This is a genomic window from Vibrio sp. 03_296 (assembly GCF_002265885.1).
The window spans coordinates 165195-178301 of the sequence record NZ_NPKW01000046.1 but is presented as its reverse complement, the minus strand read 5'-3'; the positions used below and the strand labels follow the sequence as shown (position 1 = coordinate 178301).

Annotated in this window: 11 protein-coding genes; 4 read left to right on the top strand and 7 right to left on the bottom strand. The window is 45.7% G+C overall.

Annotated elements, in window-relative coordinates; all coding sequences use genetic code 11:
* Positions 1-271 precede the first annotated feature (271 nt).
* Both CIK04_RS04540 and CIK04_RS04535 read right to left on the bottom strand, forming a co-directional pair.
* The gene (locus tag CIK04_RS04540) at positions 272-1369 is read right to left on the bottom strand and encodes a DUF3541 domain-containing protein (protein ID WP_097352533.1); all 1098 of its coding nucleotides are present in this window, start codon (positions 1367-1369) and stop codon (positions 272-274) included.
* Positions 1370-1439: 70 nt separating this feature from the next.
* Positions 1440-2051, bottom strand: a complete 612-nt coding sequence (locus CIK04_RS04535; RefSeq protein ID WP_097352534.1) for an alpha-ketoglutarate-dependent dioxygenase AlkB — start codon at positions 2049-2051, stop codon at positions 1440-1442.
* A 142-nt stretch (positions 2052-2193) separates the two neighbouring features.
* Here CIK04_RS04535 and CIK04_RS04530 point away from each other — a divergent pair, with 142 nt between their 5' ends.
* Entirely contained in the window at positions 2194-3573 is a 1380-nt protein-coding gene (locus CIK04_RS04530; protein ID WP_097352535.1) for a diguanylate cyclase, read from the top strand.
* 122 nt (positions 3574-3695) lie between these two features.
* Here the strand turns inward: CIK04_RS04530 and CIK04_RS04525 are convergent, their stop codons facing one another.
* Together CIK04_RS04525 and CIK04_RS04520 are read right to left on the bottom strand one after the other, a co-directional pair.
* Positions 3696-5690, bottom strand: coding sequence for a methyl-accepting chemotaxis protein (locus CIK04_RS04525; protein WP_038964699.1), 1995 nt, complete (start codon positions 5688-5690; stop codon positions 3696-3698).
* Positions 5691-6130: 440 nt separating this feature from the next.
* Complete coding sequence (locus CIK04_RS04520) at positions 6131-7654, bottom strand: DUF3612 domain-containing protein (protein WP_045612001.1); 1524 nt, start codon at positions 7652-7654, stop codon at positions 6131-6133.
* 182 nt (positions 7655-7836) lie between these two features.
* Between CIK04_RS04520 and CIK04_RS04515 the strand changes: the two genes are divergently transcribed.
* Positions 7837-8409: a malate synthase gene (locus tag CIK04_RS04515; protein ID WP_039451487.1), complete on the top strand. Its 573-nt coding sequence runs from the start codon at positions 7837-7839 to the stop codon at positions 8407-8409.
* 165 nt (positions 8410-8574) lie between these two features.
* On the opposite strand, the gene CIK04_RS04510 is transcribed toward CIK04_RS04515, so the two are convergent.
* Together CIK04_RS04510 and msrB are read right to left on the bottom strand one after the other, a co-directional pair.
* Positions 8575-9591 (bottom strand): GGDEF domain-containing protein, encoded by a 1017-nt coding sequence (locus CIK04_RS04510; RefSeq protein ID WP_038964700.1) that lies wholly within the window; start codon positions 9589-9591, stop codon positions 8575-8577.
* Positions 9592-9998: 407 nt separating this feature from the next.
* Positions 9999-11141, bottom strand: a complete 1143-nt coding sequence (gene msrB, locus CIK04_RS04505; protein ID WP_097352536.1) for a peptide-methionine (R)-S-oxide reductase MsrB — start codon at positions 11139-11141, stop codon at positions 9999-10001.
* A 147-nt stretch (positions 11142-11288) separates the two neighbouring features.
* Between msrB and CIK04_RS04500 the strand changes: the two genes are divergently transcribed.
* Together CIK04_RS04500 and CIK04_RS04495 are read left to right on the top strand one after the other, a co-directional pair.
* Complete coding sequence (locus CIK04_RS04500) at positions 11289-11687, top strand: OsmC family protein (protein WP_026050746.1); 399 nt, start codon at positions 11289-11291, stop codon at positions 11685-11687.
* A gap of 123 nt (positions 11688-11810) precedes the next feature.
* Positions 11811-12359: a sugar O-acetyltransferase gene (locus CIK04_RS04495; protein WP_097352537.1), complete on the top strand. Its 549-nt coding sequence runs from the start codon at positions 11811-11813 to the stop codon at positions 12357-12359.
* Between the two features lie 57 nt (positions 12360-12416).
* Here the strand turns inward: CIK04_RS04495 and CIK04_RS04490 are convergent, their stop codons facing one another.
* A complete protein-coding gene (locus CIK04_RS04490) occupies positions 12417-13103 on the bottom strand; it encodes a YafY family protein (RefSeq protein WP_017422459.1) in 687 nt (228 codons plus the stop codon).
* Between the last annotated feature and the right edge of the window lie 4 nt (positions 13104-13107).

The window sequence follows — 13107 nt, the reverse complement described above, 5'->3', positions numbered from 1 at the left end:
GGCAGCGGCAGCCCAAAACATCAAGAAGATAGCGTTGGTGGTGAACTATCTACGAAAAATGGGCTTAAATATGGCAGAAATAAGGCAGATACTTGCTTCTGTATACCCATGTAATGAATGGAAACTTCTGCGCACGATATAACAAAAAAAATCACGATCGCGACCTACGGTCGCTTCCAAAAAAGAACCCCACTTAAAAAGCGGGGTTCGTCATCAATCTGAAATGCCCTGTGAGAACAGGGCATTTTTTTATACGCTAGATTTGCAAAGGTTAGGGTTGAGCTGGCTTATCAGCAATCAAACCGTAAGGCATTGAGGAAAAAACTTTCGGGTTGTGTTGCAGGGTGGGGGCTTCATTCACGCGCTGCCAATCGAGCAACATAATGGCTAGCACGTTACGGTGTTCGCCTGACTCTAACTCAAAACCACCGGATACTGACGGGATCATACCGCGTTCAGGGTCGATTGAAGCTTGAATGGCTTGGCGTGTTTTTTCTACCACTGGATCATCTTCTAGTCCTGCGAGTAAAAAGCTGATCCCGACTTCTGCGATGATGTCTTCTTTGGCTCGAATCAATATGGTGTCAATGTGTTCACGGAAATAGTCAAAGATCCATTGATGCTGCTTCTCATCCACTTGATGCTGATAGTACTCTGAATCAGCGAAGATGATATGGGTCATTCCGTAGAGCTTGTTGCCGTATTGTTGGCCATTGAGCTGTTTATCTTTTGCATCCGGATAGGTTTGGCGGAAGGCATCAATAAACGCTTGCACGACGTCTTGCTCCCCAAGCTGCTTAAGCCAATAAACTTGATTGGCCAGCTGAGCTGCCCACGCTTCAATCATTTCCGGATTGGTGGCGTATTTTTTAAAGTCGTAGCGGCGGATCACTTCACGTAACCTGGCGTCTTGTTTGTGTTCCAAACCATATTCGTTGGCACGAGCCATCGAGCCAAGCAGATCCACACCAAGATACAGATACTCAGGCATGTGCTTTGTGGCGGTATAACGGCGTACACTTCGTTCATCAGTATCATCAAGATAGCTTGCAATACGCTTTTCAGAATAAAGAATGATTTGCTCGGGCGTATACACTTCAGAAGCAAAGCGATTTAAGCGGCTTGCGACTCTCGCCATATCACTCCAAACGGCAGCAGAATATTTTGGGTCGAGTGTTTGGCGATACATACGCAATCCGTAATGACCTTCTTTAAAAGGCGACAAGGTATAGAGTTGCTGCTCGTAAGTGCTTTTTATCAAGGAGGCTGATTGCTGGTAAGTGGGTTTGCTGTTTTCTTCATTGGCAAAGGCAGAGAAGCCGATACCGAGAGAGAGCAGGGTAATTAGTATCCGTGTGGCGATATTCATGACTGAGTCCCATATCAAGATGATAAATCGAAAGGTATCAGTTATTGCCACCGTTTATGTAAGCGTCAGGTCAAATGGCGGTAGGAATTATCTGGCGAAAGGTGAGATTTATTCGCTCCGATTTGGCTTTAGCGGTTTTGGGTACACAATGTCGCCAATAGTGCTGAGTGCTGCCTGCCATGATCAATAACGATCCGCTGGTCAGTTCGAACTCGATTTTCTCTTTGGTAATGAGGTGTTGAAGAACAAAGCGACGGCTTTCTCCCAAATTGACGGAGGCGATGACAGGATTGCCGCCCAGTTCTGGTTCGTCATCCTGATGCCAGCCCATAGAGTCTTGTCCATTGCGGTAGAGATTCGCCAATACCGAGTTAAATAAATGGCCGGAGGCATTCTCGCAACGCGCTTTTAGATCGAGTAACGTGGGTGTCCAAGGCAGAGGTTGCATGGTCAAGCCTGAATAAGTGTAAGCCGCGTCACCACACCAAGCCTGAAGGCGAGGTTGTAGGACTTGGCGGCCAAACATTTGAATGGCTTTTTGCTCCCACGGAAGTTCATGCTTTAGCTGAGCAAAGTACGTTTCGACTTGATCTTGAGAAAGAAATGTCGGCCACCACAGCAACTGGCCATCGGTTATGGTCAACCAATCGGGTGAATCAAACAAAAACATTGAAGATGACATACACTTACCTAGAAAGAGACGAAATATTGCTTACCTATAAATACAAGATTGGTTTATTCTTATACATATATTAACTTTTTTAACAATAATAACGATTTATTATTTGCTTGTCCTACGTTGTAGGCGTTGATCTGGGGATTTAATGAAATATACGTTTGGAAAGCGATGGAGTGTTAACTTATTGTTTCTCCTGTTCATCACTCTTTCCGTCGGCATTGTCGAACTGCTTCATCATGAGCAGAAAAAAGTGCGCCAAGAGTATTTCCAGCGAGAAGCAAAAGAGCAACTATCCACCATTCGTTCGAAGTTGGAAGCGGCGATCGTGTCGGACATCTACATCGTGAGCAGTCTAGCAACGCTCATTTCTCTTCATCCAAATAGCAACAAGCAAGCGCTTGACCAAGCTTCTGAGAAAATTCTGCGCAAAGGGAAACATTTACGCGTTATAGGCCTCGCAAGAGATGACGTGGTGAATTATGTCTATCCATGGGTCGGAAATGAGAGCGTCTTAGGATTGGACTACAAAAAAGAACCAGCACAGTGGGAATCTATCGTTAAAGCGAAAACCATTGAAGAGATTTTTATTGCTGGGCCGATTGAGTTAGTTCAAGGAGGTAAGGCGCTGGTGGCTCGTGTGCCTATCTTTAGCGATCCCCCGCTTAATTCCCAATATTGGGGTGTGTGCAGTGCCGTACTGAATTTTGATTCGCTATTGATGGAGGTTGGATTTGCCAGTTTTGCCTATCAATATCGAGTCGCGATAAAAGGTTTGGATAGTGAAGCCGAGAAAGGAGCGATGATTTATGGTGATGAAGCGACGTTCAATGATGCATTTGTCAAAGAGCGTGTGAGCTTTCCTTACGGAGGTTGGGTATTGGCTGTGGCCGATGATGGGCGCTATGCCGCGTTAATGCCCTGGTATCAAACACAAGTTGTGCGCTTGATTGGTTACCCCACTGCATTAATACTCTGTCTGGTGTTTCTCGCTATTTATCGTCTCTATACGATGGCGCATAGCCGCTCTTTGCATGATGAGCTGACGGGGTTGCCGAACCGACGTTACTTTATGTATTCCCTAGAACACCATTTTGAACACGCCAAGAAACAAGGCCGCGATGATACCTTTGCCGTCATTAATCTCGATCTCGACCGCTTTAAACAGATCAATGATACTCATGGGCATGCAGCTGGTGACAAAGTACTGATTGCTTGTGCGGAAAGGTTGAAGAGTACTTTGCGCTCGACCGACTTAGTCGCACGCATTGGTGGCGATGAGTTTTTGGTACTCTCTGCAAGAATGACGCATGAAAAAGACATGGAAATCTTACTCAATAAACTCAAAGCGGCGCTTTGCTCGATGCCCATTGTGTATGAAGGCGAGTTGATCTATTTACACATTAGCATTGGTTACTGCTTGTTCCACCATGAGATGAAAGATTCTGAAGAGATGCTCAAACAAGCCGACCAGCGTATGTATAACGAGAAAAAGGCCAACAAAATGCGTTTTGCCGCCATTGGCTAGCGTTCAGATGAGTGTTAATTGTCGGCAAAAGAACCATTCGCGTTGCTAACAAAAAGAAACAACAGAGGCCCAGCTGGGCCTTTGTTGTTTTTGTACAGCAGTACTGTTTTCGTCTTGAGAGACTAGAGTTTAAATTCGTGAAGTTTACCTTGTACTCGATGCACTTCTGCTTGGTAACCGTTGACGATTTCGTTGAGGTTGTTCGCATGGCTACCGGTGCGATGTGCAATGTCGGCCAAAACATCGACATCTTTGTCGATCGCTTCACTGGCTTTGGACTGTTCAATGGTGGCGTTGGCAATACTACTGATGTGTTGATTGACCTGTTCGATAGCCGATTCCAGCTTTTCGACACTCTGTTTTACTACATCGACAGAATGGAAAGTTTCATCACTGGCCTGTTTACTCTTCGCCATGTTATCCACCGCAGATTTTGTGTTGTCACGAATTTTATCCAGCAGTTTACTGATGCTCTCTGTTGCTTCTTGGCTACGCTGAGCAAGATCTCTGACTTCAGATGAGACAACTGCGAAACCACGGCCATGTTCTCCTGCTCGGGCGGCTTCAATCGCAGCATTGAGCGCCAAGAGGTTGGTTTGTTCGGATACGGCGTTGATGGTCGCGACGATTTGCCCAATGCTTTGTGTATCGCTTTCTAACTCATGCATACAATGCTGCGTGGCATCGATTTGCGCCAGTAAGCTTTTTACCGAATTAAATGAAAGTGTACTTTGGCTTTGGCACTCCAATACTTGCTGGTTCATATTGTCTGTGTCTTCGGTTGCACGCTCAGCTGAATGGGCAATTTCAACACTGGATTGAGACAGCTCGGTCATTGCGGTGGCGATATTGTCACATTTTGCGATGGTTTCTTGGCCGCTTGAGTCGAGTTCTCCGGAAGTTGCAATGATTTGGCTCAGTCGTTCTGTACTGTGATCATTGGTCTCTTTGACATCTTGTATCAAATGACGAATCGCGTGGTTAAGTTGGTTAACGCTCGCTGCAATTGAGGCAATTTCGTCACGGCCCGTTTGGTCAAGATCGACGGAGAGATCGCAGCGTTTAGCCATCTCAGACAACTTGCTTGTTAAGGAGCCAACACGACTTCTCAAGTTAGTGACGGTCGCGATAACGATCCACGCAAACAGGAAGGAAAGCACAGCGGCGCCGATGGTGAGAACATTGCGGGTCATGATGGCGCTGGCTGCGCGTTGTTCTGAAAGGGTGTTCATTTCACCTTGTAACAAATTGCGGACTTGATTAATCAAGGTAATGCGTTCTGTTGCGAGTTTGAACCATTCTTGTGACGTTGGACCGTTGATGGCATCGAGCTGCTCAGATTGAGACAGGAAACTCTTCTGGATGCTTTCGACTTGCTGCCAAACTTGGTTGCGTTCTTGGTTTTGAAGCTGTTGCTTGAATTGTGGGGGAAGCTCAAGCATCGCGCTGCGCTTCGCATAGTCACCGGAGCTGATGTAGCCTTGGATATTGGCATACAGAACCGGGGTTGCTTGGCCGCGTGCAAACACACCATTAAGTGCGCCGCGTACCTGACCTGCTCGTTCCTTCATTATGATGATAGATACAAGAGATTCGCCAAGTGCACCAAGCTGGTAGTTACCCACTTGTGACAGCATTAAACGGCTGTTATCGATCGCCAATTGATTGAGATTGGAGTAATAACCGAATGGGGCGATGGTTGGTGCGAGTTTGTCGACTCCGGCTCGGACGTTGTTCAGTTGGCTGAGTTGCTGAGTGATGTCGCTGACCAGCATATTGACGAAGGTACTATTTAGTAACTCGGGTTTGTAGCTGCGCAACGCGGCGATCGCTTGGTCTGCTTTTCCTCTTTGCTGCCCTAAGGCGGCGACTTGGTCTGGATTACCTTTGCTACCGAGTACGCCTGCGGTGAGTCCCCGTTCTACCGCTAAATTATGGGCCAGGTTGTCAAACAAGATCACCATCTTAATGGCTTCTCTGTCCACTTCTGACATCTTAGCCTGACGATTGAAATCAAGAATGGTATTACCGGCTAGGAAAATGGAAATCAGTAAAGGAATTCCAGCCACAATACTCACGATGATATAGAGTTGGAACCGACGTAAAAGCGAATGCATAAAACCTCTCCAAGTCATACGAATCTGCGACGTACGACACGCTTATATTAAGAATTTCTAAACAAGTATAGAGTGAGATCACGCGCATGATGGATGGTAAAGTGAGATAACGTTGAGTGAATCACATAAATTTTAATCGGATTTATATCAAGCGTTTAAAACGTAACCACAGAGTATAATGCGTTATTGATAGTGAAATTGTTAGCATATTGGTCTGAGGTTGCATTATGCAAATGCAATATGCAATTTTGTGTGTATAAATACGCCGATTTGATACGGAATTCGTGATTTTATGCCCATATTAAACTTGGCACGTATTCTGCTTTAGTTAAGGTGACCCTTATTAAGCCGAGGGTCACCTAGCCAACTGACGTTGTTAGTGAATAATGACTTGTTCACACATATATACGGCCAAACACCTGATTGTGTTTGGCCTTTTTTTATTCATCTTCTGAACATTTGGCATAACAGCTTGGCTGCCTTGGACAGACAGCGCCACGAGAACAAATGAGACGAGCAGGGGCTTCGATTCCTCGTTCAATCCATTTGATGTTCAATATTTTTGCGATGGTCTTGAGGTCTTTTCGTATATGGAAAGGAATCTCAGCACTTCCGCCTTGTTTGACACATAGGCGTTTCAGTTCTTCCGCAATCTCGAGTGCATCGCCACCTTGGGCATTAATCGCAGGGTTAAGGTCGATGCCGGCGCACAACACCCGGTTATTGCCCGCAGGGTCCATCACGTTAATGGATTCACAGCAATATAGCCTTGGCTCATTGCCCACGTTTAAGATGGAAAGTTGTGCAGAACTGCCATTACGTGGTTCGGATAGGCGGCGAAATACCGCCCAATGCTGGCATGGGTCGTTAACCGTTCGCATATTTCCCCAAGGTAGAGGGATGCCATTGCCACGATAAACCGCTTTTAACTTGCCCGGGCCATAAGCATCAAAATAGTGCCAGTGAGGGTAGGGTGACACCACCGTCATACGTCGCATGGCGACAGAAGGTGAGACGCCCGCTTTCTGATGCACATCGATTTCGTAACCTGAGCGATCAAGCAATTGGCGGAAAGGCACTTTAGGACAAAGGAGTGCACCAGCAAAAAAACTGGATTCAAAATCTCGCCAAGCTTGTAGGATGTCTTGTGAATTGAGCTCAGAGGTTGGGTTAACATCGTCATTCTGATCCCAGTTATTTTGGTGACCGATGGAGAGCACATTTTTCACGTTGTCTGAGCTGTGCAAAATTCGATGACCGATGTACACCGCCAAGTCGTATTTTAAGCGGGTTGGGTACTCTTTCATCAGATTGTTGAGGTAGATAGTGCCCGGTGGCTCCATAAAAGAGGTGACGAGTTGCTTGGCGTTAACGCCAAGTTCGTCCACTACATCTTTCGGCGTGCGATTGATCCAACGGATATCCAAGCCAAGGCTTTTCGCAATGTCGATAAGATCTTCTGCCGATAAATTCAGGCGTTTCTTGCCAACCTCTTCCGCAGCTCTTTCCAAATCTGGGAAATGGTTTTGGTTGGCTTCTTGGTGAGCACGGATCAATAAGTGAGCGAATTGGCGTCCTGTAATGCCCGTTTGTGACAGCATTTCGGGAATGGCGATTTGTAAAATGTCGTTGGAGAAAAGAAAGCTGGGTTCTAACGCCATCCCATTTAAGCCACCGCGATTGCCTTTGTTGGGGGTAATCGCTTCGAGCTCGGGTTCATCATCGAGGAACCAAGCGGGATCTTTTTGAAAAACTTCAGCAATCACTTCTAACATATCGATGCTTGGAACGCGTTTTCCCCGTTCGATCATCGATAGGTAGGAAACTGAAGGGGCGTATTCAGGGTTAATACGAATACAGCGCGCAGAAAGGTCTTCCATTGTTAAGTGGTTATTTTTCCGCAAATTTCTAATTTTTGTCCCCAGAAAATGCGATTGGCGAATCAGGCTTTTTGACACAGACATTTTGTAAAATTCACACTGTAAAATTTTTGTTGTGAAATTGTAGTAAAAAATTCGCTAGTCTACATACTAAGAGAGCAAGGAAAAGAACCTTCAACTTCACAAATTTGCTTGCAACTAAAACGTAAGTTTGAAGTATGTGCTCTAAAACAAAATTGTTGTGTGTTATCCAAGAGGACAAGACGATGAATATGCTGACATTCGATAAAAATGAAAACCAACAACAACGCCCATTTATCGCTGAAGCCGTATTTGCCGTCGAAGCGGTAAATTCTAATCAGCAAGATGAAAAACAACAAAAAGCGAAACAGCTTCTCGACAGAATGTTTCCGCTAGAATCTGGCTCTCATCAAGACGTAACCGCCTATGTGATCGACTATCGCCACCTGATGGCATATTTTGCAGATGGTTCTCACAGTGGCCTTCAAGCACCAAAACATTTTGTCGCGTTCACGGGAGAGAAAGAAGATCCTTGCTCTATCTTGCTACGCGATGAATCAGGCAGCCACATTGAAGTGATGCTGGGTTGCCACAAAGGCACAGGAAGTGTGGAACTTGTCGATATCGACGATATTCAATTGGAAACGCGCACGACCTTTAGCCCTGAATTAACTGGTGATGCACCAACGGCAATGCGTCATTGGATCAGTCTAGTGAAAGGCGACGTGAATGGTAAGCCAATGGCCAGCAGTGAAGATAAAGAATATACCGCGAAAAGTGGTGAAGATTATGTACTGAGTTACTGCTATAGCATCTAAATAGACACACAACTCAAGCCCCGAGCATCTCTGTTGATTCTTGGGGCTTTGTTGTTTGTGTTGAGTTTGTTGACCGTTATCATTTTTGAACGCTCAGCATGCAGTATGTCTTTCTTAGTGCGGGCGCGGGCACTCGAAGTCTTCTCGAGGCTTTCTTTGGCGTCCTTACAGTGGCATCACGCGGTTACGACCAAGTTGCTTCGCTTCATAAAGCAGTTTGTCAGCACGTTCGATCAACGATTCTGAAGTTTCGTCTGGCTTCAACTCGGCAACACCAAATGAAGCACTGATGTTTTCCACCTGCTGGCCAGAGCGTTTGTCTTTGACTTTCAGTTTTTCGATGGTGCGGCGAAGTGACTCAGCGTATTGACGAGCAATTCGCAGAGATTTATTGGGCACAATCAACGCGAACTCTTCTCCGCCAAATCGATACGCCGCAATACCTTCACGGCAACTTGTTTGCAGTCGTTTGGCAATCGCACGAATCACCGAATCGCCAAACAGGTGGCCATAGTTGTCGTTGAAGGTTTTAAAATGATCGATGTCGAGCAAGATAAGACTTAGGTTTTGCTGGGCATTTACTAGTGCCTTGAGATCGCTATCGAACGCACGGCGATTATAAAGTGTGGATAGTCCATCAAAGAGAGCGTCTCTTTGCACTTCCGCTAACTGCTCTTTCAAGCGAGAGATTTCGTTGCTTGCGTTATTGAGTTGGCTCGTGAGGAAACGGGTGGAGTGGCGGATCTCGCGTGACTCCGTCACCAGTTCACGTATAACGCCCATCACTTCTTCAATACTCAAGCCTTCATCTTCTACTTTCTCTAACTTGCTGAAATTTTTATCAACGAGTGTCGAAAAAGAGGAAGTGTCCGCGATGGTATCCGTCATGGAGCTCGCAACCTCGAGCAACAACACTTCAATGTTGCTTCTCAGGTCCTTCATGCTGGTTTCCGCTTTGCTCGCTACGTAGTTGTTGTAGAGCTGCTCGTTAGTCGCGGGTGGGCAGATACCGTAGTTTTCTAAAACGGTATCCAATTCCTGATTGAGTTGAGGAATAGCGTTGTCCACGTAGGTATACCAAAGGGCATAGTTTGCAGGTGTGGCCGCTACGTGGTTCTTAATCATCAAAGGTACCGCTTTTTTTAAATTAGCGGTGGATTTCTTAAAGTCGTCGCTTGTCATTCTAATTATGCTTTTAACGAGAGCTAACAATCATATAGCTAAGAGTAGCGGAACAATGATTGTAGTGCTTTAATTTTTATCATTTTTGAGCAGGAATTATTAAAAAAAACCATGCAGCAATCAATATATTTAATGGCTGGTATGCGATCTATTGAATTGTGATTTGAAAGGGAAGTGTTCCGCAGGGAAATGAGAAAGATGGTGTTGAAACAACTGCCTTACCTCTCGCGGAACAAATTTGGGGAATAAATGTGCAACAGAGTGAATTGCAATGGATGGAACCTTAAACCAGATAATTTGTAAAATCCAGTTTGAAATCACTGTTTGTAGGTATGAGACGAATTGAAAAGAAAATGAGGGACACAAAATGTGCCCCTCATTGGAGAATAAACAGAAAACCGACGTTGCTATTGGAACAAGGTTAAATACTCGCCGTAACCCATGTTCTCCATTTGAGCCACTGGAATAAATTTCATGGCCGCTGAGTTCATACAATAACGCAATCCGGTTGGTGCTGGTCCATCGTCAAACACATGTCCTAAGTGCGAATCCGCAAACTTGCTTCGTACCTCGGTGCGAGGGTACAGCAGTTTGTAGTCGGTTTTGGTGACAATGTAAGCCGAGCTAATCGGTTTGGTAAAACTTGGCCAGCCTGTACCGGATTTATACTTGTCGGTTGAAGAAAAGAGCGGCTCGCCAGAGACAATATCGACATAGATACCCGCCTCTTTGTTATCCCAATATTCGTTGTTAAAGGGTCTTTCAGTGCCTTCTTTCTGTGTGACGTAATACTGTAAATCCGTCAGTTGTGCTTTGATCTCTTTGTCCGATGGGCGCGAGTAGGTTTTGGCGTTTTTCGTCAGTGCTTTCTCATCAATCAACTGACGCAGTGTTCTGGGTTGCTCAATGCGATCATCACCAAAGACTTTATCGAGATACTGGTCACGACCAGAGGCGTGGCGGTAATACTTGTATTTCAAGCTACTTTTTTTGTAGTAATCCTGATGGTATTGCTCTGCGGGATAAAACGCTTCGTACTCAATCAGTTCCGTTTTAAGTGGTTTTGGGTAGATCTGCGCCTCATCGACTTCTTTAAGAAACCGCTCCGCAATCTGTTTTTGCTCGGCAGTATGATAAAAAATAGCAGGGCGATATTGTGGACCTCGATCGACAAACGAACCTTTATCGTCGGTAGGGTCAATATGGCGTAGGAAGTAATCTAACACCGCTTCATAGCTGACAACGTTAGGATCGTAGCGAAATTGAATCACTTCAATATGACCCGTTTTACCCGAGGAGACTTGTCGATACGTCGGATTCGTCATTTCGCCACCCGAATAACCAGACACCACATCATACACCCCATTCAATTTTTCAAGGTCTGATTCAGTACACCAAAAACAACCGCCGGCTAGCGTTGCAACAGGCAAGGATGCTAAGTTTGGTGCGGTTTTGTCCATGGTATCGGCAACGCCGACTTTGGCGAGCAGAGTGAACATAAGTGGCAGCGCAATGGCTGCGGAAATGAGTAATTTGCTGAGTTTTTTCATTACTACCTCAATGGAATTTATTGAGAACATACGTAACAAGAAAGGCCAAAGGCCAAAAAAATTTCCTAGAAATGCAATTTTCCGTTGCTATCCGGTTTTAGCTGGCTAGAGTAGAGCCACTAATGGTCAATGTTGAGAATAGAAGCCATGCAAGCAGAAGTTAAGTGGGTAGAAGATTTTAAATTTTTGGGTACCTCGCAGTCAGGACATTCCGTTGTTATGGACGGAAATGGGGGTGCAACGGCGCCAAGCCCTATGGAAATGGTGCTAATGGCCGCGGGTGGTTGTAGCTCTGTTGATGTGGTAGACGGTTTGAAAACGGCAGGTCAGAAAGTGAGTTCTGTGAACGCAAAACTGAGCACAGAGCGTCGTGAAACCGCCCCACGTATTTTTACCGCAGTGAACATTCATTTCGTCGTTTCGGGTGAACAACTTGATGAAGCTATCGTGGCAAAAGTGACGGCGGACTCTCTCGAAAAATATTGTTCTGTGTGCTTAATGCTCGGTGCCGGTGTCGAAATGACGCACAGCTGGGAAATCGTTTAAATCCAAACGACATAAATAACTCGTTAAAGCGGAAGAGAAAAGTGAAGGCTTTTCTCTTTTTTCTTTTTGACTTCTGGTTAGGATGGATGAGTATTTTTCGTCACTTAGGATGAGGTATATCCGATGACTGAATTTGAAAAAATGAATTCCGGGCAAATCTTTGATGGCGCGGATACGGAAATTGATGCGATTCGCAATCGTGCTGCGGTGTTATTGAAAGAGATCAACGCGGCAACGGAAACAGAACAACGCATCGCACTGCAAAAACAGCTCTTTGCCAGCATGGGCAACAGTTATATCCAGCCTCCATTTATGTGTGAATTTGGCAAAACCATCTCTATTGGTGAGGAAACGTTCATCAACATGAATGTTGTGATGCTGGATGGGGCGCACATTACGATAGGCAGTCACGTGTTAATTGGCCCGAGTTGCCAGTTTTATACCGCTTCTCATTCCCTTGATTATCGAAGCCGACGCCAGTGGGAAACCTTCTGCAAACCGATTGTTGTCGAAGATGATGTTTGGATTGGTGGAAATTGCGTCATCAATCAGGGGGTCACCATTGGAGCTCGTTCTGTCATCGCTGCGAACTCGGTGGTTAATCATGATGTCCCGCCAGACTGTTTGTATGGGGGCACCCCAGCGAAACTGATTCGACAGTTAGACAAGTAACGCAAACAGTTTGCTAAGGACTTTGATGCGGAAAACGCTCATGCCGCTTGTTCGCTATCAATCCGTTGGTTCGTATAGCGCTAGATAATGCTTGAGCGATTTGCTTGCGGTTGTTTCAAACTCTTCATCGTGCATACGCATTGCTTGGATTCGGTCTAGGCGAAACTGACGGTAATCTTGGCGAAGTTCGCACCAGGCGACCAATGTCCAAACCTTGCCCCAGAAGAACTGGCCAAGAGGTTGGATTTTACGTTCAGTGGTTTGGCCGTTTTCATCTTGATAATCGAGGCTAACTTTAAAGTGATGTTCAATCGCGTGTCGCAGCAGTTGCCCGCGCTTTGCGGTTTCTGAATGGGTATGAAACTCTGGCACAATGAGAGGAAAATCTTCCACTTGCTGTTTGAGCTTATCCGGCAGGACGGAAAGAATCTTGATGGAGGCGGAGCGCGACGCGTCGGCCAACTCTGCATCTGACCAAGCTCGCACCATTCGCATGCCAAGTTCCAGTGCCATCATCTCTTTTTCAGTAAACATCAGCGGTGGCAGGTGAGAACCACTTTGGAGTAAGTAGCCAACGCCCGCTTCTCCTTGAATGGGAACGCCTGAGTGAATCAGTGACTGAATATCACGATAAATCGTCCGCTCGCTCACTTCCATTGTTTCGGCAAGTTGCTTAGCGGTGACTGCGTAACGCTTTGAGCGTAATAGAGTGAGCAGTTCAAATAGTCGTTCCGATTTACTCATGGTG

Excerpts from the sequence above, each read along its gene's own strand:
- CIK04_RS04490 (WP_017422459.1), bottom strand. The coding sequence starts at position 13,103 with ATGAGTAAATCGGAACGACTATTTGAACTGCTCACTCTATTACGCTCA.
- CIK04_RS04510 (WP_038964700.1), bottom strand. The coding sequence starts at position 9,591 with ATGACAAGCGACGACTTTAAGAAATCCACCGCTAATTTAAAAAAAGCG.
- CIK04_RS04515 (WP_039451487.1), top strand. The coding sequence starts at position 7,837 with ATGAATATGCTGACATTCGATAAAAATGAAAACCAACAACAACGCCCA.
- CIK04_RS04535 (WP_097352534.1), bottom strand. The coding sequence starts at position 2,051 with ATGTCATCTTCAATGTTTTTGTTTGATTCACCCGATTGGTTGACCATA.
- CIK04_RS04495 (WP_097352537.1), top strand. The coding sequence starts at position 11,811 with ATGACTGAATTTGAAAAAATGAATTCCGGGCAAATCTTTGATGGCGCG.
- CIK04_RS04530 (WP_097352535.1), top strand. The coding sequence starts at position 2,194 with ATGAAATATACGTTTGGAAAGCGATGGAGTGTTAACTTATTGTTTCTC.
- CIK04_RS04500 (WP_026050746.1), top strand. The coding sequence starts at position 11,289 with ATGCAAGCAGAAGTTAAGTGGGTAGAAGATTTTAAATTTTTGGGTACC.
- CIK04_RS04540 (WP_097352533.1), bottom strand. The coding sequence starts at position 1,369 with ATGAATATCGCCACACGGATACTAATTACCCTGCTCTCTCTCGGTATC.
- msrB (WP_097352536.1), bottom strand. The coding sequence starts at position 11,141 with ATGAAAAAACTCAGCAAATTACTCATTTCCGCAGCCATTGCGCTGCCA.
- CIK04_RS04520 (WP_045612001.1), bottom strand. The coding sequence starts at position 7,654 with ATGTCTGTGTCAAAAAGCCTGATTCGCCAATCGCATTTTCTGGGGACA.
- CIK04_RS04525 (WP_038964699.1), bottom strand. The coding sequence starts at position 5,690 with ATGCATTCGCTTTTACGTCGGTTCCAACTCTATATCATCGTGAGTATT.